Source organism: Pseudomonas sp. NFR16 (genome assembly GCF_900108875.1).
GTDB lineage: Bacteria > Pseudomonadota > Gammaproteobacteria > Pseudomonadales > Pseudomonadaceae > Aquipseudomonas.
In genome coordinates this window covers 848,361-872,421 of record NZ_FNYJ01000001.1, presented here as the reverse complement: position 1 = coordinate 872,421, position 24,061 = coordinate 848,361, and the positions used below count along the sequence as shown (strand labels likewise).

General features: G+C 61.6%; 22 protein-coding genes and 1 pseudogene. 19 read left to right on the top strand and 4 right to left on the bottom strand.

Going from position 1 to position 24,061, the window contains the following annotated elements; genetic code table 11:
• The first annotated feature begins 76 nt into the window (after positions 1–76).
• Both BMZ10_RS03910 and BMZ10_RS03905 read left to right on the top strand, forming a co-directional pair.
• A complete protein-coding gene (locus tag BMZ10_RS03910; RefSeq protein ID WP_093458716.1) occupies positions 77–1,069 on the top strand; it encodes an MBL fold metallo-hydrolase in 993 nt (330 codons plus the stop codon).
• 75 nt (positions 1,070–1,144) lie between these two features.
• Complete coding sequence (locus tag BMZ10_RS03905) at positions 1,145–2,017, top strand: AraC family transcriptional regulator (protein ID WP_256214337.1); 873 nt, start codon at positions 1,145–1,147, stop codon at positions 2,015–2,017.
• A gap of 34 nt (positions 2,018–2,051) precedes the next feature.
• Here the strand turns inward: BMZ10_RS03905 and BMZ10_RS03900 are convergent, their stop codons facing one another.
• Positions 2,052–3,260, bottom strand: coding sequence for an MFS transporter (locus BMZ10_RS03900; protein WP_371265919.1), 1,209 nt, complete (start codon positions 3,258–3,260; stop codon positions 2,052–2,054).
• 381 nt (positions 3,261–3,641) lie between these two features.
• Here BMZ10_RS03900 and BMZ10_RS03895 point away from each other — a divergent pair, with 381 nt between their 5' ends.
• The 3 genes from BMZ10_RS03895 (at position 3,642) to BMZ10_RS03885 (ending at position 8,314) form a co-directional block, all read left to right on the top strand.
• The gene (locus tag BMZ10_RS03895; RefSeq protein WP_093458714.1) at positions 3,642–5,168 is read left to right on the top strand and encodes an ATP-binding protein; all 1,527 of its coding nucleotides are present in this window, start codon (positions 3,642–3,644) and stop codon (positions 5,166–5,168) included.
• A 17-nt stretch (positions 5,169–5,185) separates the two neighbouring features.
• Entirely contained in the window at positions 5,186–5,803 is a 618-nt protein-coding gene (locus BMZ10_RS03890; protein WP_218147165.1) for a response regulator transcription factor, read from the top strand.
• Positions 5,804–5,971: 168 nt separating this feature from the next.
• On the top strand, positions 5,972–8,314 hold the full coding sequence (locus BMZ10_RS03885) for an ATP-binding protein (RefSeq protein ID WP_093458713.1): 2,343 nt from the start codon (positions 5,972–5,974) through the stop codon (positions 8,312–8,314).
• Positions 8,315–8,346: 32 nt separating this feature from the next.
• On the opposite strand, the gene BMZ10_RS03880 is transcribed toward BMZ10_RS03885, so the two are convergent.
• On the bottom strand, positions 8,347–8,991 hold the full coding sequence (locus tag BMZ10_RS03880; protein WP_143070253.1) for a phosphohydrolase: 645 nt from the start codon (positions 8,989–8,991) through the stop codon (positions 8,347–8,349).
• 226 nt (positions 8,992–9,217) lie between these two features.
• On the opposite strand from BMZ10_RS03880, the gene BMZ10_RS03875 reads away from it, so the two are divergent.
• The 6 genes from BMZ10_RS03875 to ycaC all read left to right on the top strand — a co-directional run bounded on the left by BMZ10_RS03875 (position 9,218) and on the right by ycaC (position 14,894).
• Complete coding sequence (locus BMZ10_RS03875) at positions 9,218–9,931, top strand: AraC family transcriptional regulator (protein WP_256214336.1); 714 nt, start codon at positions 9,218–9,220, stop codon at positions 9,929–9,931.
• 117 nt (positions 9,932–10,048) lie between these two features.
• Complete coding sequence (locus BMZ10_RS03870) at positions 10,049–10,969, top strand: LysR family transcriptional regulator (protein ID WP_093458711.1); 921 nt, start codon at positions 10,049–10,051, stop codon at positions 10,967–10,969.
• A 166-nt stretch (positions 10,970–11,135) separates the two neighbouring features.
• Complete coding sequence (locus BMZ10_RS03865; protein ID WP_093458710.1) at positions 11,136–11,552, top strand: DoxX family protein; 417 nt, start codon at positions 11,136–11,138, stop codon at positions 11,550–11,552.
• The gene (locus BMZ10_RS03860) at positions 11,545–12,177 is read left to right on the top strand and encodes an antibiotic biosynthesis monooxygenase (RefSeq protein ID WP_093458709.1); all 633 of its coding nucleotides are present in this window, start codon (positions 11,545–11,547) and stop codon (positions 12,175–12,177) included. The genes BMZ10_RS03865 and BMZ10_RS03860 overlap by 8 nt, the downstream gene beginning before the upstream one ends.
• Positions 12,178–12,319: 142 nt before the next feature.
• Positions 12,320–14,158: an amidohydrolase gene (locus tag BMZ10_RS03855; protein ID WP_093459976.1), complete on the top strand. Its 1,839-nt coding sequence runs from the start codon at positions 12,320–12,322 to the stop codon at positions 14,156–14,158.
• A gap of 112 nt (positions 14,159–14,270) precedes the next feature.
• Positions 14,271–14,894: an isochorismate family cysteine hydrolase YcaC gene (ycaC, locus tag BMZ10_RS03850; RefSeq protein WP_093458708.1), complete on the top strand. Its 624-nt coding sequence runs from the start codon at positions 14,271–14,273 to the stop codon at positions 14,892–14,894.
• Positions 14,895–15,046: 152 nt separating this feature from the next.
• Here ycaC and BMZ10_RS03845 read toward each other — a convergent pair whose 3' ends face one another.
• Complete coding sequence (locus BMZ10_RS03845; RefSeq protein WP_093458707.1) at positions 15,047–16,006, bottom strand: LysR substrate-binding domain-containing protein; 960 nt, start codon at positions 16,004–16,006, stop codon at positions 15,047–15,049.
• 147 nt (positions 16,007–16,153) lie between these two features.
• On the opposite strand from BMZ10_RS03845, the gene BMZ10_RS03840 reads away from it, so the two are divergent.
• From BMZ10_RS03840 to BMZ10_RS03820, 5 genes are all read left to right on the top strand, one after another.
• A complete protein-coding gene (locus BMZ10_RS03840; protein ID WP_093458706.1) occupies positions 16,154–17,164 on the top strand; it encodes an aldo/keto reductase in 1,011 nt (336 codons plus the stop codon).
• Between the two features lie 72 nt (positions 17,165–17,236).
• Complete coding sequence (locus BMZ10_RS03835) at positions 17,237–18,034, top strand: SDR family NAD(P)-dependent oxidoreductase (RefSeq protein ID WP_093458705.1); 798 nt, start codon at positions 17,237–17,239, stop codon at positions 18,032–18,034.
• Positions 18,035–18,054: 20 nt separating this feature from the next.
• Positions 18,055–18,462: an SRPBCC family protein gene (locus tag BMZ10_RS03830; RefSeq protein WP_093458704.1), complete on the top strand. Its 408-nt coding sequence runs from the start codon at positions 18,055–18,057 to the stop codon at positions 18,460–18,462.
• Positions 18,463–18,622: 160 nt separating this feature from the next.
• Positions 18,623–18,946 carry an antibiotic biosynthesis monooxygenase gene (locus BMZ10_RS03825; RefSeq protein ID WP_093458703.1) on the top strand — a complete coding sequence of 108 codons (324 nt, stop codon included), beginning with the start codon at positions 18,623–18,625 and terminating at the stop codon, positions 18,944–18,946.
• A complete protein-coding gene (locus BMZ10_RS03820) occupies positions 18,936–19,214 on the top strand; it encodes a helix-turn-helix domain-containing protein (protein WP_093458702.1) in 279 nt (92 codons plus the stop codon). The genes BMZ10_RS03825 and BMZ10_RS03820 overlap by 11 nt, the downstream gene beginning before the upstream one ends.
• A 38-nt stretch (positions 19,215–19,252) precedes the next feature.
• Here BMZ10_RS03820 and BMZ10_RS03815 read toward each other — a convergent pair whose 3' ends face one another.
• On the bottom strand, positions 19,253–19,579 hold the full coding sequence (locus tag BMZ10_RS03815) for an NIPSNAP family protein (RefSeq protein WP_093458701.1): 327 nt from the start codon (positions 19,577–19,579) through the stop codon (positions 19,253–19,255).
• Between the two features lie 266 nt (positions 19,580–19,845).
• Here BMZ10_RS03815 and BMZ10_RS03810 point away from each other — a divergent pair.
• From BMZ10_RS03810 to BMZ10_RS03800, 3 genes and pseudogenes are all read left to right on the top strand, one after another.
• A pseudogene (locus BMZ10_RS03810) lies at positions 19,846–20,922 on the top strand (transglycosylase SLT domain-containing protein); the annotation flags it as partial.
• A 1,142-nt stretch (positions 20,923–22,064) separates the two neighbouring features.
• Positions 22,065–22,976 carry a sigma 54-interacting transcriptional regulator gene (locus tag BMZ10_RS03805; RefSeq protein WP_256214425.1) on the top strand — a complete coding sequence of 304 codons (912 nt, stop codon included), beginning with the start codon at positions 22,065–22,067 and terminating at the stop codon, positions 22,974–22,976.
• Between the two features lie 48 nt (positions 22,977–23,024).
• The gene (locus tag BMZ10_RS03800) at positions 23,025–23,936 is read left to right on the top strand and encodes a sigma 54-interacting transcriptional regulator (protein ID WP_093458698.1); all 912 of its coding nucleotides are present in this window, start codon (positions 23,025–23,027) and stop codon (positions 23,934–23,936) included.
• Positions 23,937–24,061: the final 125 nt, after the last annotated feature.

The window sequence follows — 24,061 nt, the reverse complement described above, 5'->3', positions numbered from 1 at the left end:
AAGCACATTGCTTCAATCCCCGACCGCTTCGCCCCCGCATCATCGACGATCTCTCTTCTTTGATCCGAGGCCTCTCATGCGCTCATCTCTGCTTCCTCTGGCCCGCTGTATGGCACTGGGCATTGCCTTAAGCTCTGGCTTCGCCGCGGCGCAGGCTCCGGCACAACAGAAAACCCAGGTCCCCGGCTACTTCCGCCTGGCCGTCGGCGACTACGAAGTCACGGCCTTGTTCGATGGCTACAACGACCTGTCCCCCAAGTTGTTGCAAGGCATGAAGCTGGAGCAGATCCGCGCGATCCTGGCCCGTCGCGCCATCGAAACGCCGGGCGTGCAGACCGCGTTCAACGCGTTTCTGGTCAACACCGGCAAGAACCTGATTCTGGTGGACACCGGCGCCGGTCAGTGCATCGGCGAAACCGCCGGCATGCTGTCGCAGAACATCAGGGCCGCGGGTTACCAGCCCGAGCAGGTCGACACCATTTTGCTGACGCACCTGCACCTGGATCACGTCTGCGGGCTGGTGGATGCACAGAAGCAGCCGGTATTCGCCAACGCGACCGTTTACGCGGCCAGGCCGGAGGCCGATTACTGGCTGGATCCGACAGCGCTGGCCCGTGTTCCCGAACAGGCCAGGCCTTACTTCAAGATCGCTCAGGACTCCACCGCGCCTTATGTCGCGGCGGGCCGATTCAAAACCTTCACGCCCGGCGAGTCACCGGTCGCGGAGGTGAAGACCGCGCTGGAGGCCGGGCACACGCCAGGCAGCACGACCTATCAATTCACCTCCAAAGGGCAGACGATCCTGTTCATTGGCGATCTGGTGCACAACCTGGCCGTGCAGTTCGATCATCCTAAGGTCAGCATTGCCTTTGACGAAAACAGTAAAAATGCCATCGCCAGCCGCGATCAAGTGTTCAGCGAAGCCGCCAGCAAGAAAATCTGGGTGGCGGCCGCGCATCTGCCGTTCCCGGGCACGGGGCACATTCTTTCAGTGGACAAGCACTTCCAGTGGGTGCCGGTGGAATACGGGCCTTATCAACGTGCTGCTCGTGTGCCGCTGATCGACTAGGATGGTCACGACCGGGCCGCGCATGCACAGGGAGTGAGCGGCCCGGCCGATCACCTGGACTGAAAGGAGCCGGCCTTGAGCGATCCCCTGATGCTGCAATTGCGCAGCGAAAAATTCACCGCGGTGCGGGTTCGCCAGCCTGCGCCCGACCCGGAAAAAATCATCGACATTCCATGCCTGGACGCGTTTTCAATCATCGTCCAGCTTGAAGATTTCGCCGCGCATCGGCTCTGGCACGGCCGGCGCCTGAATTACGCCGGCGGCTATCGACAGGGCAGCGTGTCGCTGCCGTTCATGGGTAATGAGCTGCGCTGCCAGCACCGTTCGGCTTACGACAATCTGCGGCTGATACTGCCGCGTGCCACGCTGGATGAACTGCAGACCGAGCGGGGAGCCCGAAAGGTCGGGACGTTCCGTTATGAGCAGGGTGGCAGTGAGGATCCGGTCATTCACCAGCTCGCTCAGGCGCTGCTGCCCGCGCTGGCGCGGCCCGACACCCGCAATCAGTTGTTCATCGATTACGTGCTGCTGGCGGTGTGTACTCACGCGCTCGAGCGTTACGGGCGGATCGCGCCGCCTTCCGGCAAGACCCATGCGGCACTGACACCTGCTCAGCTGTCCATTGCCAAGGAATTGATCGCCAGTCACTTGGGCGCTGGCTTGTCGGTCGAGCGCATCGCCCAGGAGTGTTCACTGACCCGCAGCCATTTTTCCAGGGCCTTCAAACAGGCGACGGGTGTTGCACCGCACACCTGGTTGTTGAAGATGCGCGTCGAGCGGGCGCGGGAGTTGTTACGGCAGACCCCGGCGCTGTCCCTGTCGAGCATTGCCGAGCAATGCGGCTTTGCCGATCAGCCCCATCTGACCCGGGTGTTCACGCGCATGACCGGAGAAACCCCGAGCGCATGGCGAAACCGGCACCGACAGCCCCTTTTTCCGAGACCTTGAGCGCCGGTTTCACCACGGTCGACTCGATCGCGTCTTACCGAGCTTTTGCGCCCTTTGACTCGGCGAGCACGAACACCCCCAGCGCCACCAGCGGCAGACCCGCGCCGATCGCGATCACGCCCTGCCAGCCGTCATGTTCGTACAGCGCGCTGGCCATTGCCGAGCCGATCGCGCCGCCGACGAAAATGCTGGTCATGTACAGCGCATTCAACCGACCACGGCTGGCAGGGTCCAGGGCGTACACCGCCCGTTGGCCCAGCACCATGTTCATCTGCACGGCAAAATCCAGCAACACACCGGTCACCGCCAGGCCAATGACGCTATAGCCAGGCGTGCTGAGGCCAATCAGGAACGAGGCGGGCGCGAGCATCATGGCCATCAGCGACGCGCGGCGAGTAAAGCCGGCGTCCGCGAGGCGACCGGCGATGGGGGCAGCGATGGCGCCGATCGCACCGACCAGGGCGAACAACGCAATCTGGGTTTGTGACAGGCCATGATGGCGTGCCAACTCCACCGGCGCTGTCGTCCAGAACAGGCTGAAGGCGGCGAACAGCAGGCCCTGATACAGCGCGCGCTGACGCAGCACCGCGTGACGATTGAGCAAGGTCGCCAGAGATTTGAGCAGTTGCCCGTAAGTCGCACGTGCATCGGGCACGCGCCGTGGAATGGTCAGGGAAAGCAGCACCACGATGGTCAGCATTACCAGTGCCGCGTACATGAACACCGCACGCCAGCCAAAGTGGTCGGCGATCAGGCTAGACAGCGGACGTGCGAGCAGAATGCCCAGCAACAGGCCGCCCATGATATTGCCCACCACTTTGCCGCGAGACTGCTCGGGCGCCAGATGCGCGGCCAGCGGTACCAGCATCTGCACCGAAACCGAGCTGAAGCCGATGATCAGCGACAGCAGAAGGAAACCGTTGGCGTGCTGCATCGTCGCTGCCGCCAGCAGGCTGAGACCCGCAACCACCGCAGTTGCGATCATCAGCTTGCGGTTTTCGATCAGGTCCGAGAGCGGCACGAGAAACAGCAGTCCCAGTGCATAACCGATCTGGGTAAGCGACACAATCAGGCTGGCGCTTTGTGCGGACAGACCGAGATCAGGGGCAATCAGTTCGACGATCGGCTGAGCGTAATAAATGTTCGCGACGATAGCGCCGCAACAGAAGGCGAACAGCAACACCATGGCCCGTGTCAGGCCCTGCGGCGGCGCTTGCAGTGTGGAAGTCATCGAGTTGTTCATGTGCAGTGGCTCAAATAAGTGGCAAGGATCGGAGCCCGTTCGGGTCATCCATTGCCGCCGACGTTAGAGCAGCGCATGCCGGTGCTGAATACGTCCTGCACGCAAAAGCCCGTTGCTTTCAGTGCAATGAAGTGGGCGACTAAATAAAAACAAGGCGTCTTATAATCAGAAGTAGCGCGATGAAGACTGGCACTTTTGCCCTCACCGGTGCATGGACTGGCAACGACTACCCCTACAGGTAATATCGACATTTGTTTTTAACTGATTAGATGAACGCCTATTAAAAATGGATAGCTGCGTTGACCTGCGCCCGAGTGTGAGCCCCTCGGGTGGTAGTCGGCGACCAAAGGGCCTGCGAATCCACTCTAAGGACTGCATGAAATGATAAGTCTCGGTCAGACGATGATCTCCCTGGAACTCAGGGACGTATTCAAGGACGGCGTTGCCATGCGCATCGGCACGCGCGCATTCGACATCCTCGAATTGCTCATCCGCCACCAAGGGCAGTTGGTGAGCAAGGAGCAGATTCTTCAATGCGTCTGGCCGGACACCGTGGTGGAAGAAAACAACCTGCAGGTCCACATTTCCGGGCTCAGAAAGGCACTGGGCACCGACCGCGAGCTGATCCGCACCGTCCCGGGCCGAGGTTACGTCTTGCTGGGCGGCGAGGGCGGTGGAGAGCTCGATGTACGCCAGCCCGCGGAGTTGCCCAGCGCGGGTGGCGGTAATCGGCTGCCCACCAGGGTCACCTTGCTCGGGCGCGACACACTGCTCGAAGACATTGATACGACGCTGCGTGCAGGCTGTGCGCTGGTCACGCTGATTGGTCCTGGCGGCGTGGGCAAGACCGCCCTTGCCGCTGAGTTCGGCCAGCGTCTGATCGAGTCAGGCACCAGCCCCGTGTACTTCGTGCCAATGGCGCAGTTGCAATCGGCCGAGTCGCTGCTGGACGCCTTCGCCTGTGCGCTCGAAGTCGACGCAGACACCGGTTGCTGTGAGCTGTCGAGCCTGATCCTGCACCTGCAGACTCACCCCGGCCTGCTTATTCTGGACAACTGCGAGCACCTGGTCGAAGGCATCGCCAGCCTGCTTGAAACGCTGCTCCACTGCGTGCCAGCGCTCAGGGCGGTGGCCACCAGCCGCGAGCCGCTGCGCATCGCCGGTGAACGCAGTGTGCAAGTCCCGCCGCTCGATGCGCCCGAGGCGAATGCGCCCCGCGATCGCGTTCTTGCCTTCCCCTCGGCGCAATTGTTTCTGCGCCAGTGGCGGGCACTGGACAGCCACATCGCTGGGCACAGCGATGCCAATCTGGATGACTACAGCGTCGAACTGGTGGGCGAGGTCTGCCGCCGCCTGGAGGGCATGCCGCTGGCGCTGGAAATGGCCGCCTCGCGCGCCTCTGCGCTCGGGCTTTATCAACTGGTCGCCAGCCTGCAGGACAGCGCTCACTTGCTTTCGGCTTCACTGCGAACCGCGCCGCCGCGTCAACAGACGCTTCAGGCCTCGCTGGCCTGGAGCTACCGGCTGCTGGGCCGCGATGAGCGCACGGTGCTGCGCCGACTCGCGGAACTGGAAGGGCGCTTCACCCTGGAGCGGGCCTGCGATGCATTGCAGCGCACGGCGTTGCCACGGGCACGGATCGTCGACTGCATCGTTCAACTGGCGCAGAAATCGCTGTTGATGGTCTCGGCGCAAGGGCCGTTCCGTTTTTACCGGATGCTCGCCACCACCCGCGCCTGCCTGCTCACCATCAATGCGCAGGAAGCGGCCCCGGAGGTCGGCAAGCTGCGCGTGCAGGATTGCGACGCGCCCTCGGCGCTGAGCCGGCTTCAGGCGATCAGGGCTGTGCCGGTCGGTCCCGACGCGTATCATGCGCGGCATCAGAGAGCACTGGCCGCTGGCCGTTGAAGCGACGGATCTGTTTTATGAGTGTGACCCCCAACGTATACGTGGTGGACGATGATTCGGCCATCCGCACCTCCCTGCAGCGCCTGTTCCACTCGGCGGACATCGCCTGTGAAGTGTTTGAAAGCGCCGAGGCATTTCTGGCCAGACCACTGACCGAAGGGCCCAGGTGCCTGCTGCTCGACGTCAATCTGGCACACGGCACCGGCTTCGACCTGCAGCAGGTTCTGCACGAGCGCGGTCAGCATTTTCCGATCATTTTCATGACCGGTTACGGCACCATCGCCATGTCGGTGCGCGCCATCAAGGCGGGTGCCCGTGAGTTCCTGACCAAACCCTTCGAGCCCGAACAATTGCTCGATCTGGTGCGCGAAGCGCTGGCCTGCGACGCACGCAGCCTGGCTGAGCGCTCATTGACCTGCGATGTTCGTGAGCGCTTCGAGAGCCTGACGCCCAGAGAAAAACAAGTCATGGCATTACTGATTACCGGCAAAATGAACAAGCAGATTGCTGCTGAACTGGGCACTAGCGAAGTCACTGCCAAAGTTCATAAAAAACATGTGATGACGAAAATGAGCGCACGTAATGTCATCGAACTTCTGAAGATGAATGAGCGACTTGGCAGCCTCAGCGAATAAATAACCGCACAAATATCCATATCGTTAAATGTGCAGCTGGTATGTCGTACGACATTCCAATCCGGTGAACTATCAGCCGCACAAAGTTCAGCTTATTATTCCTCCCGCCACATCGATGCTCGTGTCGATCGTTTGCTTGACCGGATTTCGTGCACGCCGGGAGTTTCCATGCAGCGCACCCCGGGCGGCGCTGTCAGTGGTTGTTATCAAGGGTTGCCATCAAGGGTTTTCATGAGCCGTGTGTTCAACGCGCCATCTGCAGTCGATCTGAACGCTGAAGCTTTCGGGCCTCAGTGGCAGGAGCGGCTCGTCTGGCAGTTGCTGCTGCTCGACGGGGAACTGGCTCATTACCGGATCAGTCACGCAGAGACCTCGCAGCAGTGGCGCGCCGTGAGGTCTGCGAGCAATGCGTCAGGCAACGTCGCCAGGCGACTGGAACATGAGTTTTCCCTGGCTGGCCGATTGATGCCGCAATGGGCATTGCAACCCTTGGCCTTGCTCACTGCCAGTGAGGGGCCGTGGTTGATACTGGAGGATTTCGGCGCTCAGGCGCTGCAAGAACCCGCTGAAGCGGCACTGCTGGTCGATCGTTTTCTGCAACTGGCCATCGGCGCCGCCGATGCACTGGCAGGCGCCCACGCACACGGTCTGCTGCATCGCGACATCAAGCCCTGCAACCTGCTGGAAGACGCCGACGGCGTGGTGCGCCTGGGTGGCTTCGGTCTGAGTGTCGATGTGCGTGCGGCGACCGCTCTGCCGTTGGCGGATGCGATCTGCGGCACGCTGGCTTACCTGTCGCCTGAGCAGTCTCGGCGCGTCGAGCGCCATGCCGATCAGCGCAGCGATCTGTACTCGCTGGGCATGACCTTTTATGAATGGCTCGCCGGTCGCCTGCCGTTCGAGGCGCGTGACGCGGTGGAGTGGGTCTATTGTCACGTGGCGCGGCAGCCCCCTGCGCTGACCCACTTTCGGGGCGATATTCCGCCTGCGCTTTCGCAGCTGGTGCTCAAACTGATCGCCAAGAACCCGGATGATCGCTATCAATCTGCGCTGAGCGTGCGCGCCGATCTGGGGGAGTGCCTGCGGCAATGGCGGCAGTTTCGCGACATCGCCGATTTTCGGCCCGGACAATGCGAAGCTCACCGGCAACCTTCGCTGAGCTACCCAGGCACGGCGGCACTGCCCGCGGAGGCCGGGCTGGTGCCACGTACCTCGGTGACCATGCTCGGCGGGCGTGACACGCTGGACCTGTCGTCGGTAATGAAGGCCGCTCAGGCGATGCGCGACGAAAGTCAGCAAGATCGCCTGATCGAAATCCTCATGCGCAACACCATCATTCATGCCGGCGCCCAGCGCGCGCTGTTGCTGCTGGTCAAAAACGACGCGCCGATGATTTGCGCGATCGGCCAGGGCGGCGAGGAAGGCCTGCAGATCGAACTGGTCGAACAAGTGCCCGGCAGGGCCGATCTGCCGCTGTCGATTCTCTACCGGGTGATGCGCACCCAGCAGCGGCTGGTGCTCGAGGACGTCAGTGCCGACCGGTACTTCGGCGATGACCAGTACCTTGAGCAGCATCAGGTGCGCTCGGCGCTGTGCGTGCCGCTGATCAAGCAGGGCCAGGTGATCGGCGTGCTGTACCTGGAAAACAACCTGGCGCCGGGCGTGTTCACCAGTTGCCATACCGGGGTGCTTGAGCTGCTCGCGGGGCAGGCCGCGGTGTCGCTGGAAACCGCGCGCCTGCACCACCAGTTGCTCGAAGAAAACGCCCGCCGCCAGGACGTCGAAAATGCGCTGCGCAGTGCCAGGGCTAAGCTGTCTCAAGTGGCGCAGGCGACGGTGATGGGAGAGCTGGCGGCGTCGATTGCCCATGAAATCAACCAGCCACTGGCCTCGATCGTGTCCAATGCCGCCGCCAGCTTGCGCTGGCTCAACCGCGAGACGCCGCAGGTCGAGGAGGCGCTGCACGGCCTGCGTGACATTGTCAACGACGGCCGACGCGCCGGCGAGATCGTCAAGGCGTTGCAGACGCTGGCCAGGCAGGGACCGCATCACCGCCGCCGTTTGCTGATCAACGACGTGATCCGCCATGTCGTGGCACTGACGCTGGTCGAGGTGGAGCAGCAGAAGGTGCTGATGACCACGCACTTGACGCGTTCACCCTTGCGCGTCTATGCCTCCAGCGTGCAGTTGCAGCAGGTCATTCTGAACCTGATCCTCAATGCGCTGGATGCCATGAGCGCCGGGGATCAGGTGCTGCGTCGGCTGTCGATCACCAGTGAAGTGGTCGGTCACGAGTATCTGGTGGTGAGCGTCGAAGACACTGGCCCCGGTATCGATTCGCGGCATATGGACAAGCTGTTCAACGCGTTCTTCACCACCAAGGACAAAGGCATGGGCATGGGCCTGGCGATCTGTCATTCGATCATTCAGGCCCATGGCGGCAACCTCTACGCAATGCCTGCGCGCTACGGCGGCGCGACGTTCGTCTTTACGTTGCCCGTCGCCCGCTGATACCACCTGCGCGGGGTCGCAGCCGTTCGCGCTCAGTAAGGCCAGGTGGATGCCAGGAGGCGTTCGCAGAATCCGCCGGCGATGAATCGGTGCTCATGAAACGACAGCACATCGGCGTTGACCGTGCCGACAGTGCTCTGCGGCCGGTGCAACTGGCCGACTGCCAAGGCGTGGAGCAACTTGAACTTGAAGCCGGGCTCGCGCGGGAATGCGCTGAATATCCCGGCCAGCGCACCTGAGGTGAACAGCTGGCAGTGAGTCCCGAGCAAGTCGGTCTCGACGGCGCTGGCCAACAGCGACGTCAGTGGTTGTTTGTAGTGGGGGATTCCCGGTGTGGTGTGCAGGGCGATCGCATCCCAGACCTGGGCGATGTCGTCCGGCGATCGACCGAACCCGCACAGGAACTGTGCCGCGGCATCGGCGCTGTCGACCTCGAAACGTCGCTGCGAATGGTCGTAGAGCGGGGTGATGCCGATGCGCAGGAACAGTGCAGCGACGTAGAGCAGATCGCTGTCATGGCTCAGCTGGCGGCTCTGGCCCAACAGGCGAGCGAACACAAAGGTGCGCAAGGCCGATTCCAGCAGCAGGTCAGACTGGGTATCGCGCATCAGCTCGGTCGCAACGCGGGCCATTGCGCTGTCAGGAATCGAGATACCAGCGACGTATCGGGTGGTCACTTGCCGTCCCTCGCAGCGAACCAGGCCTTGTGGAGACTGGCACGATAAGCGTGCGCCACGCGCTTGTCCTTGGGGTGATCTTAAACGTTCTTAAACGGGGCAAAAAAACCGCGGCGGGCGGGCGGCATTCAGTCCTGCTTCAGAACATTTAATACCCCGAGAAGGACTTTAAGAAGGCATCCGCACAGACTTCAGTCACTGCCATCTGTGAAGCTGGAGCGCCTTGATGAACGCATTCAACCCGTTATTGATACGCGAAGCCGTACTCGCTGGACTGATGCCTTCCGACGCACCGGAGCACGCCGAGCCCGTCGCATTGCTGTCCTCGGCGATGCAGGTAGTGGCGCAACTGGCGAGCAATCACGAGCATCGCCCGGACAGGACGGTCACGCACAACAGCGGTGCATCGATGTTGCCGAGCGAAGCCGATGCGCTGATCCACGATGTGCTGGGATCTGTGCTCGAATCGCTGGGCATCAGCCAGCGTCAGGTCAACGAACTGGTTCGCATCACCGCGCCTCGCGCTGAGCCTGAAGAGGTGGAACAGCCCGCAGCCCGGGTCGCGTTATCGCCCTGGCAGGAGAGACGCGCCAAGGAGCTGATGTCCAGCCAGATGGACAAAGGCCTGTCGATCGCACGCATTGCCAGAGAATGCTCGCTGTCTCGCAGTCATTTCTCCCGGGCGTTCAAGAAGAACACAGGTCTGTCGCCGCGGGACTGGTTTCTGCAGATGCGTCTGGACAAGGCCAAGGGCCTGCTCGCGGACTCGCTGCTGAGTATTTCGCAGATCAGCCTGGACTGCGGCTTCGCCGATCAGTCGCATTTCACCCGCGTCTTTACGCGTGTGGTCGGCATGACCCCGTTCAACTGGCGACGCTCGATGGGGCGCGGCCGCCCTCAAGTGCAGACAGCGGCGCGCGAGCGTCTGTGTGCCAACTGAGCGGCAGGGACCTTGATCAACCGCACAAACGTACAATCCGGACATCGGCGCGCTGTGTATACCTGCGCCTGTCTGGCATAGTTCAGGCTTCCTCAACGCTGATCCCGGAACTTCTGAATGAATCGCAACGACCTGCGCCGCGTCGACATGAACCTGTTGGTCATCTTCGAAGCACTGATGTTCGAAAGGAATCTGACGCGGGTCGCCGAGAAGCTGTTCATGGGCCAGCCAGCGATCAGTGCGGCGCTGGCGCGGCTTCGCGATCTGTTCGACGACCCCTTGCTGCTGCGCAATGGCCGGGCGATGGAGCCCACGGCCCGGGCGCTGGCGATTCTCAAGGAATTGCAGCCGGCACTGGACACGATTTCCGGTGCGGTCAGCCGCGCCAAGGAATTCGACCCGGCCACCAGTTGCGACGTCTTCCGCATCGGCCTGTCCGATGATGCCGAGTTCGGTCTGTTCCCGCCCTTGTTGACGCGGCTGCGGGAGGAAGCGCCCGGCATCATCGTCGTGGTGCGCCGTGCGAACTTCCTGCTGATGCCATCGTTGCTGGCCTCGGGCGAAATCTCCGTTGGCATCAGCTACACCACCGAACTGCCCGCCAACGCCAAGCGCAAGAAACTGCGCGACATCGGCGTCAAGGTGCTGCGCGGTGACAAACGCCCGGGCACGTTGACCCTGGACGATTACTGCGAGCGGCCGCACACCATGGTGTCGTTTTCAGGAGACCTGAGCGGCAACATCGACATCGACCTGGCGAAGGTCGGCCGAGCGAGGCGGGTGGTGGTCGCCGTGCCTCAGTTCAGCGGGCTGCGAGCCTTGCTTGCCGGCACCGAACTGATTGCCACCGTGCCCGATTACGCTGCCTGTGCGCTGGTCGAGGGCTGCGCATTACGCGCAGAGGATCCGCCGTTCCCGATCGAGCCCGCCGAGCTGTCGATGGTCTGGGCTGGCGTGCACGACAACGACCCGGCCGAGCGTTGGCTGCGTTCGCGGATCACCGAGTACATGTCGCAGGAAACCCGGCCGATGCCGTGAAACGACTGGAAAGCATCAGGCGTCGGTTGCTGACGCCTGACGGGCACAAACCGACCATTCAGAGCACGTCTGTTCAATACCCCGCCAACCTGTGACTGCACTATGGATTCATTGCTCGCGAACGGCCGAACACCTGACGCGATTTTCATGAATCGATGGATGCACGATGACTTACTCCCGCTTTAATGACCGTGCGCAGGACTTGGGCCTTCTGTTCCTGCGAAGCGCAGGCGCGCTATTCCTGCTGTTCGTCCACGGCCTGCCCAAGCTGCTTGATTTCAAGGCGCAGCTGGCGCTGATCGAAGACCCTTTCCATCTGGGTACCAGCCTGACCCTGAGCATGGCGATCTTCGCCGAAGTGCTGTGTCCGCTGCTGATTCTGACCGGCGTACTGGCGCGTCTCGCCTGCCTGCCTATTCTCTTCCTGCTGCTGGTGGCGCTGGTGGTCGTGCACGGAGACTGGAGCGTGGAGCAGGGCCAGTTCGGGTGGTTGTTGCTGATAATTTTCACCAGTGTACTGATCGCCGGACCCGGTCGTCTGGCGCTCAACGTTCGTTTTCCCGGAGCCTTACGCTATGCCTGAATCCACCCTCGCCGTTGACGTCGCCCCGACGTCCAGACTGTCTGCCGACGAAATCGTCACGCTGGTGATCAAGCACCGGGTCAAGGCCGGGTGCGAGGCGCAGTACGAAGCCTGGTTGCGCCGCACCGTCGCTATTGCCGGCAGTTACGCGGGGCATCTGGGCGTTGACGTGATTCGCGGCAACGCCGATGGCCTGAAAATGTTCACCTGCGTGCTGCGCTTCTGCTCCACCGACGCCATGCAAAGCTGGATGGACTCCGAGCAACGCCGTGAGCTGGTGGCCGAGGCCGCGCCGATGCTGGCCGACGGCGACCGCACCGAAGTCAATCCGCACAATGAGTTCTGGTTCGTGCCGGCCAGTGACACGCCGCCGCCCCCGCGCTGGAAACAGGCGTGCGTGACCTTTCTGGTGATCTGCCCGCTGACGCTGTTGATCCCGCTGTTGTGGGGGCCGGTGTTCAGCCGCTTTCCATTGTTGGGCAACTACGTGATCAGCACCGCGCTCGTCACCGTGACCATCGTTCTGCTGGTGGTTTACCTGCTGATGCCGCAGGCCACGCGCCTCTTCGCCCCCTGGCTGAACGCCCGGCCAAAGGCTGTGCCCGGAGCGGATCATGAAGGATGACAACGACGACCCGGTCAGCAACGAGCGCCGCAGCTTCGTCGCCAAAGGCTCGTTGCTGAGTGCGGCAGCCGCCATTTTCTCTTCAATACCAGTCACCGGCTTTGCCGTCGGTGCCTCTCAATCTTCAGCCGAAGGACACACGATGAACGTCGATCTGATTCTCTTTAACGGAAACTTTCATACGGTTGACCAGGAAAAACCCAAGGCCAGCGCCGTGGCCATTTCCGCCGGCAAATTTGTAGCAGTCGGCAGCGATGCCGAGATCATGGCGATGCGCGCCAGCGCCACTCAAGTCATCGACATGCACAAGCGCACCGTCATTCCGGGCCTGAACGACTCGCACCTGCATCTGATCCGTGGCGGTCTGAACTACAACCTGGAACTGCGCTGGGAAGGCGTACCTTCGCTGGCCGACGCGCTGCGCATGCTCAAGGCCCAGGCGGATCGCACGCCCACGCCGCAGTGGGTGCGCGTGGTCGGTGGCTGGAACGAATTCCAGTTCGCCGAAAAACGCATGCCGACGCTGGAAGAGCTCAATCAGGCCGCGCCGGATACGCCGGTGTTCGTCCTGCACCTCTATGATCGTGCGCTGCTCAACCGTGCCGCGCTGCGCGTGGCCGGTTACACCCGCGACACGCCGAACCCGCCGGGCGGCGAAATCGTGCGCGACAGCAATGGCGACCCGACCGGCATGCTGGTGGCACGACCCAACGCCATGATTCTGTACTCCACGCTGGCCAAGGGGCCGAAGCTGCCGCTGGAATATCAGGTCAACTCGACGCGCCAGTTCATGCGCGAGCTGAACCGCCTGGGCCTGACCAGCGCGATCGATGCCGGTGGTGGTTTCCAGAACTACCCGGACGACTACGAGGTGATCACCCAGCTCGCGGACGCAAAGCAACTCACCGTGCGCATTGCCTACAACCTGTTCACCCAGAAACCGAAAGAAGAACTCAGCGACTTCAAACACTGGACCAGCACCGTCAAACTGCACCAGGGCGACGACTTCCTGCGGCACAACGGAGCGGGTGAAATGCTGACATTCTCGGCGGCCGACTTCGAAGACTTCCTCGAACCGCGCCCGGACCTGCCGCCTGGCATGGAGCAGGACCTTGAGCCGGTGGTGCGCCACCTGGTCGAGCATCGCTGGCCATTCCGTTTGCACGCGACCTACGACGAGTCGATCTCGCGCATGCTTGATGTGTTCGAGAAGGTCAACCGCGACATCCCGTTCAATGGCATTCCGTGGTTCTTCGACCACTGCGAAACCATCACGCCGAAGAACATCGAACGGGTGAAGGCGCTGGGCGGCGGCATCGCCATCCAGGACCGGATGGCTTTCCAGGGGGAATATTTCGTCGAGCGTTACGGCGCCAAGGCCGGCGAGCACACGCCACCGATCAAACGCATGCTGGCCGAAGGCGTGCCGGTCGGCGCGGGTACCGACGCCACCCGCGTGTCCAGCTACAACCCTTGGACTTCGCTGTACTGGATGGTCAGCGGCCGCACCGTTGGCGGTCTGGAACTGTATCCGGAGGGCCTGTCCCGCGAGACGGCCCTGGAGTTGTTCACCCGCGGCAGCGCCTGGTTCTCATCCGAGCAGGGCAAGAAAGGCCAGATCAAGGTCGGCCAGCTGGCTGACGTGGTCGCCTTGTCTCAGGACTTCTTCAGCGTCCCGGAAGAGTCGATCAAGTGGATCGAGTCGGTGCTGACGGTCGTCGACGGCAAGGTCGTGTACGGCGCCGCCGAATTCGACGACCTGTCGCCGCCCAGCGTACCGGTTCTGCCGGACTGGTCGCCGGTCGCCAAGGTGCCGGGCCACTGGCGCGCCGGTGCGCCGATGGCCGCTGCCGTTCACCAGTGCAGCGGGCCTTGCGGCGTTCACGCACACAGCCATGACAAGGCGCGCATGTCGAAAGTCCCGGTCAGCGACTTCCAGGGCTTCTGGGGCGCATTCGGTTGCTCGTGCTTCGCGTTCTGACGCGGTTGTGAAAAGAGCATGAAACCTCGCCGGCAATAACCGGCGAGGGCACAGGTCAGCGTGGTTGGCTGGCACTCGCACACACCTGTCACACCCTCAATGGAGTCTTATCATGACCGTTCCTTACAAACGCCTGGATATCAACGATGCGGTTGTCCTGCTGGTTGATCACCAGACAGGCCTGATCTCGCTGGTGCAGGATTTCACGCCGAACGAATTCAAGAACAACGTGCTGGCCCTGGCCGACTGCGCCAAGTTCTTCAAGCTGCCGACCATTCTGACCACCAGCTTCGAAACCGGTCCGAACGGCCCGCTGGTCCCCGAACTCAAGGAAATGTTTCCGGACGCGCCTTACATCGCGCGTCCTGGTCAGATCAACGCCTGGGACAATGAAGACTTCGTCAAGGCCATCAAAGCCACTGGCCGCAAGCAACTGATCATCGCCGGTGTGGTGACGGACGTCTGCGTGGCATTCCCGACGCTGTGCGCGCTGGAAGAAGGCTTCGACGTGTTCGTGGTCACTGATGCGTCCGGCACCTTCAACGATGTGGTGCAGAAAGCGGCGTGGGCGCGGATGTCCGCGGCCGGCGCGCAACTGGTGAACTGGTTTGCCGTCGCCTGCGAGCTGCAGCGTGACTGGCGCAACGACATGGAAGGCCTGGCGAACCTGCTGTCCCAGCGCATTCCGAACTACCGCAACCTGATGAACAGCTACACGGCGTTCAACGCCAAGTAAGCAGGCGGACGCTCGGCAGGGCGTTCGGCAGGCAGCAAACACGCGCATTGCCCGCGAGGCGACGGCAGACACGATTGACTTCGTGGCTGCCTGGCCGTCGCGGGCAATGCGCGTTATGCGGGAGGGTGAACCGGGACGTTCGCTGGCGGCTTTCAGGCCGTCACGTCGTCCGCCGGCGAGGGAGCAGTGGCTTCGGCGCTGATCGTCGCGTTGCCTTTGACCAGCACCTCTCTGGCCATCGCCACCAGCGGGCGCAGGTTGATCCGGTGCCAGGCCGCCCACACCGGCGTCGTGTATTGCATCCACGGCACCTCGCGCAGCACCACGTTTTCCGGTGCGATCGAGCGCAGGTTTTTCTGCAGCATCGCAATGCCCAGCCCGGCACCGACCAGGCGCAAGGCAGTCATCGGCTCGGCGACTTCCAGGTGAACGTCCGGGTTGAAACCTGCGCGCATGCACGCGGCGACGAAGCCTTCGTCCGCCAGGCCGGGTTGCCGCCCCGACAACTGGCCGCCGGCGGCCGAGATCCATTGCGCCGATTGCAGGTCTTCCGGGGTCAGCCGGGCCTTGTGGGCCAGCGGGTGATGTTCCGGCATTGCCAGCAACATGGCGTCGTCCAGCACCAGTGCGGCGAGCAGATCAGGGTCGTCATCGGCAGGCGGCTCGCTCACCAGGGCGATGTCGAGGCTGCGCTGACGCAGGCCTTCGAGCTGCTCATGGGAGGGCTGGCTGTACAGCGCGATGTGCAGATCATGGCGCACGGCGCGCAAGGTTTTCAGCGCATCGGGCAACACCGATGTGTGCATCGCGTTTTCCACGTAACCGATGCACAGACCGCCTTCTTCGCCGCGCCCCAGGCGCTTGCCGAGGGATTCGAGGCGCCTGGCGTGCGTGAGCAGCGCCTTGGTTTCGGCCAGAAACGTGCGGCCATCGACCGTCAACCGGATGCGCTGCTGAGTCCTCTCGAACAGCGTCAGGCCGAGAACTTCTTCGAGCTGGGCAATCTGCCGGCTCAGCGGCGACTGGGAAATGTGCAGGCGCTCGGCAGCGCGGCCGACGTGCTCTTCCTCGGCCACGGCGACGAAATAGCGCAACTGGCGTAGATCGATCATGAGGGGTTCAGACCTTGAGGGACTTAAGTGAGCCAAATTATGTCTTGGACGGTCTTTGGCGGTCAACTTAACCTTGGCTTCAACAGTCACCCACGGTGACGCGTCGATGGACTGCACGTCCGTCCACCTATTTGAAGAGGATCAATCATGAGTCTCAAAGACAAACTGCCTGGCGTGATCGGATTCGGCGGCGCGCCGCTGGGCAACATGTTCCGCGCAATCCCCGAAGACGAGGCGATCGCCACCGTGCACAGCGCGTGGGAGGCCGGCGTGCGCTACTTCGACACCGCGCCGTTTTACGGCAGCGGCCTGTCCGAGCTGCGCATGGGGCAGGCGCTCAAGCAATACCCCCGCGATCAGTTCGTCCTGAGCAGCAAGGTCGGTCGGCTGGTGCTGGATGAAGTGGAAGATGTCGCGGCCCGGGATCTGGGGGAAAAAGCCGGCGTTTTCGAACATGGCCGGCCAAACAGACTGGTCAACGACTACAGCGCCGACGCCACGCTGCGCTCCATCGAAGACAGCCTCGAGCGCCTGCAGACGGATCGGCTGGACATCGTCTGGATCCACGACATCGCGCAGGACTTCTACGGCGATCAATGGCTGGAGTACTTCAACGAGGCCCGTAAAGGCGCCTTCAAGGTGTTGACCCGTCTGCGCGAAGAGGGCGTGATCAAAGCCTGGGGGCTGGGCGTAAACCGCGTCGAGCCCTGTGAACTGACGCTGGATCTGGAAGAGGCTCAACCGGACGGATTCCTGCTGGCGGGTCGATATACGTTGCTAGATCATGATCGCGCCCTGCAGCGTCTGATGGCATCGGCCGAGCGGCAGAAGGTCGAAATCGTCGTCGGCGGTCCTTACAGCTCGGGCATCCTGGCCGGAGGTGAACACTTCGAATATCAGAAGGCCCCCGCCGCGATCCTCAGCAAAGTGGCAGCCATCAAGGCCATCGCCGAGCGATTCAACGTCGAAATCAAGGCCGCCGCCTTGCAGTTTTCGCTGGCTAACCCGGCCGTCGCGGCGGTCATTCCGGGCTCGAGTCGCCCCGGCCGCATGGTTGAGGACGTCGCCGCCCTCGCTCAGCGTATTCCCGCCGAGTTCTGGCAGGCGCTGGTGCAGGGCGGTCTGATTTCACCTTTGGCGCCGCTGCCCAAAGCCTGATCTTCTACGCTTGCGGCGGTGACTGCGCCCCGTGCGCGACTGACGCAAGCTTTCTGACATACGAGGTTCACCATGAAAATAGATCTGAGTGGCAAGCTGGCCGTGGTCAGCGGTTCGACGGCCGGGATCGGCCTGGGCATCGGCAAGGCGCTGGCCTTGTCCGGCGCAACGGTGGTCATCGTCGGTCGCGCCGCCGGCAAGGTCGATGATGCCGTTGCCTCGATCACGGCGCAGGTTCCGGGTGCACAGGTACGCGGCGTCGTCGCTGATCTGGCCACCGCCGAAGGCGCCCGGCAGTTGTTCGCCGCCGAGCCGCGGGCCGACATCCTGGTCAACAACCTGGGCATCTTCAACGAAGTCGATTTCTTCGACACGCCGGACGAGGAGTGGGCGCGCTTTTATGAAGTCAACGTGATCTCCGGTGTGCGTCTGGCGCGGCAGTACGTCGATGGCATGGTCGCCAGCCAGTGGGGACGGGTGATTTTTGTCTCCTCGGAATCCGGGGTCGCGATTCCGGCAAACATGATCAACTACGGCACCACGAAAGCCGCCAACCTGGCGGTATCCCACGGGCTGGCGAAGCGGCTGTCCGGTACCGGCGTCACGGTCAACGCCATTCTGCCGGGTCCGACCTTCACCGATGGCGTCGAAGAAATGCTCAAGGACGCCATTGCCCAGTCCGGTCGGACCGCGCAGGACGAGGCCGATCACTTTGTCCGTCGAGCGCGGCCTTCGTCTATCATCCAGCGCGCTGCACACGTCGATGAAGTCGCCAACCTGGTGGCGTATCTGGCATCGCCTCTGTCTTCGGCCACCACTGGCGCGGCGTTGCGCGTCGACGGCGGCGTCGTCGACAGCATGGCAATCTGAAACATTCACTGGAGAACATCATGGCTACAGCATCTGCATCCATCAGCATCCCGGTCTCGGCGGACAAGGTCTGGCAACTGGCGGGAGGCTTCATGTCCTTGCCGGACTGGCTACCGTTCATTGCCAAAAGCGTCCCGGATGAAGGTGGCAGGATTCGTCATCTGACCACTGCGGATGGCGCGCAAATCAGCGAGCGTCTGGAGTCGTTCGACAACCGCGGGCGCACCTACAGCTATTCGATCATCCAGGGACCGTTTGCGGTGTCCAACTACCTGGCTACCTTGAAAGTCACCGCCGAAGGCGAGCAGGCTGCTCGGGTTGAATGGTCCAGCAGCTTCACCCCTGAGGGCATGTCCGATGAAGAGGCCGAAGCGGTTTTTCGTGAGGTCTATGAAGGCGGGCTGGCGGCCTTGAAAGCCAACTTCTGAAACGACGCGCCGTTGCTTGGCCTGCCCGGCGCGCAGGGTTCAATGCCCTCGCGCCCGGTTAATTGTCGCTTAATCGGCAATGCTGAAACTCCGATCCTGTGGTTTATCCGGACTGACCCTGACGTCAAACTTGTCCCATCACTAAGCGCAGGAGAGGATGATGCTTGTTTCGGCCATCAACACCGTAGAAATACATGCCACTCAAGGTCGTTCCCGTGAGGTCGGCGAGCGTGTCACGCACATGCTCGACGTTTTGAACAGCACCACTCAGTGCATCGCATACACCCTGACCGCCGACAACAGCCACGCCGATCACTGGATCGTCAGCGGCTACTGGCCGTCTTTCGCCCAGATGCAGGCACACTTCAGCCATCCGCAACTCAACGGCTTCATGGAACTGGTGTTCAGTGGTGCGATCAGCCGCATTCATTTCAACAGCTTTGTGATCGAAACCGCCGAGGAGGGATTGCGCCGTGTCGCTTGATGAAGACCTCCTGCTGGGTGTCGACCTCAATCTGCTGCTGACCTTTCTGGTGGTGTTCCGCGAACGCAACGTCAGCGTCGCCGCCCGCCATCTGCGGGTCACCCAGCCTGCGGTCAGTGGCTCGCTGGTGAAGTTGCGGCGTTTCTTCGACGATCCGCTGTTCCTGCGCCTGGACCGCAAGATGCAGCCAACACCCAAGGCGCAGGAAATTGCCCAGACCTTGCTCCCGGCGATGCGCCAGATCGAATCGGTGATCCGTCACGCCTGACCGCGCGCACCGGGCCAGGCCGCGACGGCGGCTGTCGATCAGCGCAGGGCGGAGTATGCAGTCGGCGCGAGGAACTGAGTTTCGATGCGCTCCACGATGATCGCCTGAGCTTCGCTGGCGGCACGCTTGGCCAGCCAGTCGGCGTCATTTTGAAAAGCATTCCACCTGGCCTCGCGATCGGCGAGGCTGTCCCACTTCAGCAGGTATGTCAGCGCCTGATTGCTCGGGCCAGTCAGGTGCGTCCAGAAACCGACCTGTTCGATCCCGTATTTTTCAAAAAAGCCCAGCGTGGTACTGGTGAAACGCTCATGCAGGGCTGGCAGACGGCCAGGGGCGCAATGATAGGTACGCATTTCGACGATCATGGTTCAACTCCAGAAAGATGCTGCGGTGAAATGATCAGGCATCAGCTGCCTGACCGAGGTGCGCCCGGCATGCCGCGATACGCTCGATCAACGGGAAACAGTGGTCACGAATAATGACGCAACCGCGTCACGCTGGCGATTGCTGAATGCCTGACGTGGGGCAGCGAGCCAACGACTCATCAAGGCCGAGGCGCCGGTCTCGCGATCGAATGGAACCGTCGGGCTCCGCGGGCCACCTAGGGTAATCGCGTTTCAGGACTCCCTCCATGCCGCCTGCTTCTAACCTGCCATCGGGCCCGTTACCGTGTGCTCACCCACTGCGCCTTGCGTCCTTGACGCTGGCGTTACTGTGCGCCGGCTGTCAATCGTTCGACTACCCGGAGCAGGCGAGAACCGAACGCACGCCGCGTCTGGTGGCAGGGCTCAGTCGCAGCATTGACACCGTCGCCCCCCGTCCGGTACTCAAAGCCTACGAGGGCGGTGATATCTGGGGGCGACTGGGGCAGGGCTTCAGCCTGGCGGATGACTGTGGCGTCAACGCGCGAATCGTGCGTCAGCGAGACTGGTTGCTGGCCAATCCGGCGTTCATCCGCAACGCCAGTCAGCGCGCGAGCCCTTATCTGCATTTCATCGTTGAAAACCTCGATCAGCGGGCCCTGCCGACAGAACTGGCGTTGCTGCCGATCATCGAAAGCGCATACAACCCCAAGGCCAGCTCAATCCGCGATGCTGCGGGGCTGTGGCAATTCATGGCGGCCACCGGTCGGGATTTCAATCTGCGTCAGACCGCTTGGTATGACGGCCGTCGCGATGTCGTTGCATCGAGCAAAGCGGCGATGGACTACCTCACGCGGTTGCATGAGCAATTCAACGGTGACTGGCTGCTGGCGATGGCCGCCTACAATGCGGGCGAGGGCACGGTGGCGCGGGCGGTGGAAGCCAATCAGCGACGCGGGCTGCCGACCGATTACTGGCATTTGAGCCTGCCCCGGGAAACCCAGGATTACGTGCCGCGTCTGTTGGCGCTGTCGCTGCTGGTGCGCGAGCCGGAGGCCTACGGCGTCACTCTCAGCCCGGTCGCCAATGCGCCCTATTTCACTGTTCTGGAACTGACTCGGCCAATCGATCTGAGCCAGCTGGCGGCCACCGCTGGCATTGATGAGGCAGTGTTGGTGGGCCTGAACCCGGCTTTTCTGCGTAAGAAGACCGTCGACGGGCCGTCACATCTGCTGGTGCCGCGCGATCAGCTGCGACGGTTGAGCGCCAGCCTGGCACGGCTCGGCGGTGATACCCCAGGCGTTCAGGTCGAATCCCTGGCGGTGACAGCGTCAGTGCCGTCCGTCGGTTTGACGCCCTGAATCCCTGACGATTCGATCACCACATTTGCCTGTTAAAAGCGCCGGTCGGTCCGGGGCCACCGTTCCCTCTGCCAGGTAACACGTCTGACACACGTGATCATGACGTATCCAGAAGCCTGTCATACGGCCGGCAATGCCCGTTGCAGACATATTCATCAATCTTATAGCGAGATATTTCCGGTGAACTTTTTCGTTCGCGTGTAACCCTGCTGATACACAGCCTTGATTTCTCACGCTGACACACTTTGAAACAACCATCCCTTTCGCTTAATCGGCGTCACCGCACACTGATACATCTAAGCGGCCTTTCTCAAAGCGATGTCATTAGTTGGATCCCATTTCTTAAGTCGTCAGGAAAGTAGCAAACCTTTGCGGCCCCTGTGTCCTCGACTACGGGCGTACTGCTATCTCCGACCCCCGGAAACAGGGGAGTTCGCCGGTGAACTCCCGAGTACACCAAATGTCGTTCGGAAAACCGAACTTACTTAGTTGGTTTTCCGAACGGGCGAAGTTAGTTAATAAGAAACAAATGCATGAGATTGGATTATATAGCGGTGTAATAAATAAGAAGTAAAGCGCTGCAGCGCTAAATGCCCGTGCAGGGCATTAACTTTGTCGACGGTAAAGTGTGAAGTGAACGGTAGTCGACTATAAAAAAGCCAGCCGAGTATATAACCCGGATCCGACGCGCCGCACTGCAAGTGTGCAATAAACTGCGCAGGTGTTAAGAGGCTGCTGAGAAAGGGCCCTCGGGCAACGCAGCCTTTGAAGGCCCTAGAACAAGGCATAACGCGCACCGAAAGCGAGCATAACCCGCTGATTGTTAACGTATTGTGATTCTGCACCGGAATAAATCCGGATGCCCCAGCGGTCCGATAATCCAATGTCCAGACCGATGCAAGCGATAAATTTAAATAGCTGTTTGAACCGTTTGCGCAAACTAATTGTTTGCGCGATCAATAAAGTCATATTGATATCACGGGGAACCTTGTGAAACGGTTCTCATCATGTGCGGGAACTAAAATTAATTATTGCTGCCTTTGTAATGCGTGGTACTAATAAGTCGCTTGCACCCACTGTGAGAGGTATCGATGAAGGAAGAAATCGATGTAAGCGGTTGCGCGTCAATGGGGGAGAATGCAGCGCTGGATATTCAGCAGATTGCATTGAATACAGCGAGTCTGAGCATGGATCTGCTGTTGTGCGGGGAGACAGGAACAGGCAAAGACACGCTGGCCAAACGCATCCACGACTTGTCCGGTCGGACAGGTTCTTTTATAGGCATGAATTGCGCAGCGATTCCGGAATCGCTCGCCGAAAGCCAACTGTTCGGCGTGGTCAACGGCGCCTATACCGGCGTGAGCCGGGCGCGTGAAGGCTACATTGAAGCAGCCTGCGGCGGGACGCTGTACCTGGATGAGATCGACAGCATGCCACTGAGCCTTCAGGCCAAGCTGTTGCGGATCCTGGAAACCCGTGGAATCGAGCGCCTGGGGTCTACCACGTTCATTCCCGTGGACCTTCGCGTCATCGCGTCGGCGCAGCGACCGCTGGATGAACTCGTGGAACAAGGGCTGTTTCGTCGCGACCTGTTTTTCCGTCTCAACGTGCTGACCATTCAGATGCCAGCCTTGCGAAAGCGTCGTGAACAGATTCTGCCGTTGTTCGACCAGTTCACCCACGCCATCGCCAGCGATTTCGACTGCCAGGTGCCAACCCTGGATAACGGTCTGGTGCAGGTGCTGCTCAGCCATGCCTGGCCGGGCAACATCCGCGAGCTGAAGTCCGCTGCCAAGCGCTTCGTGCTTGGATTCCCGCTGCTGGGCAGCGACCCGGCGCCGACGCGGGACCCGGAGACCGGCCTCAAGACCCAGCTGCGGGTCATCGAAAGGATGCTGATCGAGGACGCGCTCAAGCGTCACAAGCACAGCCTTGAGGCGGTGGTTCAGGAACTCGAGATCCCGCGACGCACGCTGTATCACCGCATGAAGGAACTGGGCCTGACAGCCTTGGGCGCGACTGATTCGCTGCTGTCGTAATGCCGCACCGCAAGCTGCTTCGCCACCCTGAAATACCAGAGGTCGTGGATGAGTGTTTACGATTATTTCGACGAACAACTGGAAGACGATAATCACGTTCCCAACCTGACAGTCGTCGCCAGAAGCCTCTCTCAGTTGGGCATCGACCTGCTGTTGTCAGGCGAGACCGGCACCGGGAAGGACACGGTCGCCAATCGCATTCACGGATTGTCGGGCCGCAAAGGGCGACTGGTGGCCATGAACTGCGCGGCGATACCCGAATCGCTGGCTGAAAGCGAGCTCTTCGGGGTGGTCAGCGGGGCTTACACAGGCGCCGATCGGTCCCGGGTCGGCTACATCGAGGCGGCGCAGGGCGGCACCTTGTACCTGGACGAAATCGACAGCATGCCGCTGAGTCTGCAAGCCAAGTTGCTGCGGGTGCTGGAAACCCGAAAGGTCGAACGCCTGGGATCGACCACCCCCATCGCGCTGGATGTGTGCGTAATCGCATCTGCGCAGCATTCGCTGGACGATCTGGTGGAGCAAGGGCGTTTTCGCCGCGACCTGTATTTCCGCCTCAATGTGCTGACGCTCAAGCTGGCGCCGCTGCGTACCCAGCGTGCGCGCATCATTCCGCTGTTCAGCCGCTTCGCGACAGCCTGCGCCCGTGAGTCAGGCCTGGCGATGCCCGAGATCAGTGCGGTGCTGCGTCACGTGCTGCTCAATCACGACTGGCCGGGCAATATCCGTGAGCTGAAATCGGCGGCCAAACGCTTCGTCCTGGGCTTCCCGCTGCTGGGCAGCGAGCAGGGCGAGGAGGGCGACTCGTCTTCAGGGCTCAAGTCGCAGATGCGCGTGATCGAAAAGGTGTTGATCCAGGCCGCGCTCAAGCGCCACAACAACAGCATTGACGCCGTGAGTCAGGAGCTGGATATCCCGCGTCGGACGCTCTATCACCGCATGAAAGAACTCGACGTCTGACGACCGTTGCAGCTGGCTCGGTGCCCTGCGCGACAGCTCGTAACGCTGACGCAAAAAAAACTGGAACCGTTTTGCAGCTGCCTGCCACCCATGATCACCATGCAATGTTGCTGGTGTCGACCAAC

Coding starts and splice junctions, on each gene's coding strand:
- BMZ10_RS03825 (WP_093458703.1), top strand. CDS start 18,623: ATGCTTGTTTCGGCCATCAACACCGTAGAAATACATGCCACTCAAGGT.
- BMZ10_RS03890 (WP_218147165.1), top strand. CDS start 5,186: ATGAGTGTGACCCCCAACGTATACGTGGTGGACGATGATTCGGCCATC.
- BMZ10_RS03835 (WP_093458705.1), top strand. CDS start 17,237: ATGAAAATAGATCTGAGTGGCAAGCTGGCCGTGGTCAGCGGTTCGACG.
- BMZ10_RS03900 (WP_371265919.1), bottom strand. CDS start 3,260: ATGAACAACTCGATGACTTCCACACTGCAAGCGCCGCCGCAGGGCCTG.
- BMZ10_RS03815 (WP_093458701.1), bottom strand. CDS start 19,579: ATGATCGTCGAAATGCGTACCTATCATTGCGCCCCTGGCCGTCTGCCA.
- BMZ10_RS03885 (WP_093458713.1), top strand. CDS start 5,972: ATGCAGCGCACCCCGGGCGGCGCTGTCAGTGGTTGTTATCAAGGGTTG.
- BMZ10_RS03800 (WP_093458698.1), top strand. CDS start 23,025: ATGAGTGTTTACGATTATTTCGACGAACAACTGGAAGACGATAATCAC.
- BMZ10_RS03830 (WP_093458704.1), top strand. CDS start 18,055: ATGGCTACAGCATCTGCATCCATCAGCATCCCGGTCTCGGCGGACAAG.
- BMZ10_RS03855 (WP_093459976.1), top strand. CDS start 12,320: ATGAACGTCGATCTGATTCTCTTTAACGGAAACTTTCATACGGTTGAC.
- BMZ10_RS03805 (WP_256214425.1), top strand. CDS start 22,065: ATGGGGGAGAATGCAGCGCTGGATATTCAGCAGATTGCATTGAATACA.
- BMZ10_RS03910 (WP_093458716.1), top strand. CDS start 77: ATGCGCTCATCTCTGCTTCCTCTGGCCCGCTGTATGGCACTGGGCATT.
- BMZ10_RS03875 (WP_256214336.1), top strand. CDS start 9,218: ATGAACGCATTCAACCCGTTATTGATACGCGAAGCCGTACTCGCTGGA.
- BMZ10_RS03870 (WP_093458711.1), top strand. CDS start 10,049: ATGAATCGCAACGACCTGCGCCGCGTCGACATGAACCTGTTGGTCATC.
- BMZ10_RS03865 (WP_093458710.1), top strand. CDS start 11,136: ATGACTTACTCCCGCTTTAATGACCGTGCGCAGGACTTGGGCCTTCTG.
- BMZ10_RS03895 (WP_093458714.1), top strand. CDS start 3,642: ATGATAAGTCTCGGTCAGACGATGATCTCCCTGGAACTCAGGGACGTA.
- ycaC (WP_093458708.1), top strand. CDS start 14,271: ATGACCGTTCCTTACAAACGCCTGGATATCAACGATGCGGTTGTCCTG.
- BMZ10_RS03860 (WP_093458709.1), top strand. CDS start 11,545: ATGCCTGAATCCACCCTCGCCGTTGACGTCGCCCCGACGTCCAGACTG.
- BMZ10_RS03845 (WP_093458707.1), bottom strand. CDS start 16,006: ATGATCGATCTACGCCAGTTGCGCTATTTCGTCGCCGTGGCCGAGGAA.
- BMZ10_RS03840 (WP_093458706.1), top strand. CDS start 16,154: ATGAGTCTCAAAGACAAACTGCCTGGCGTGATCGGATTCGGCGGCGCG.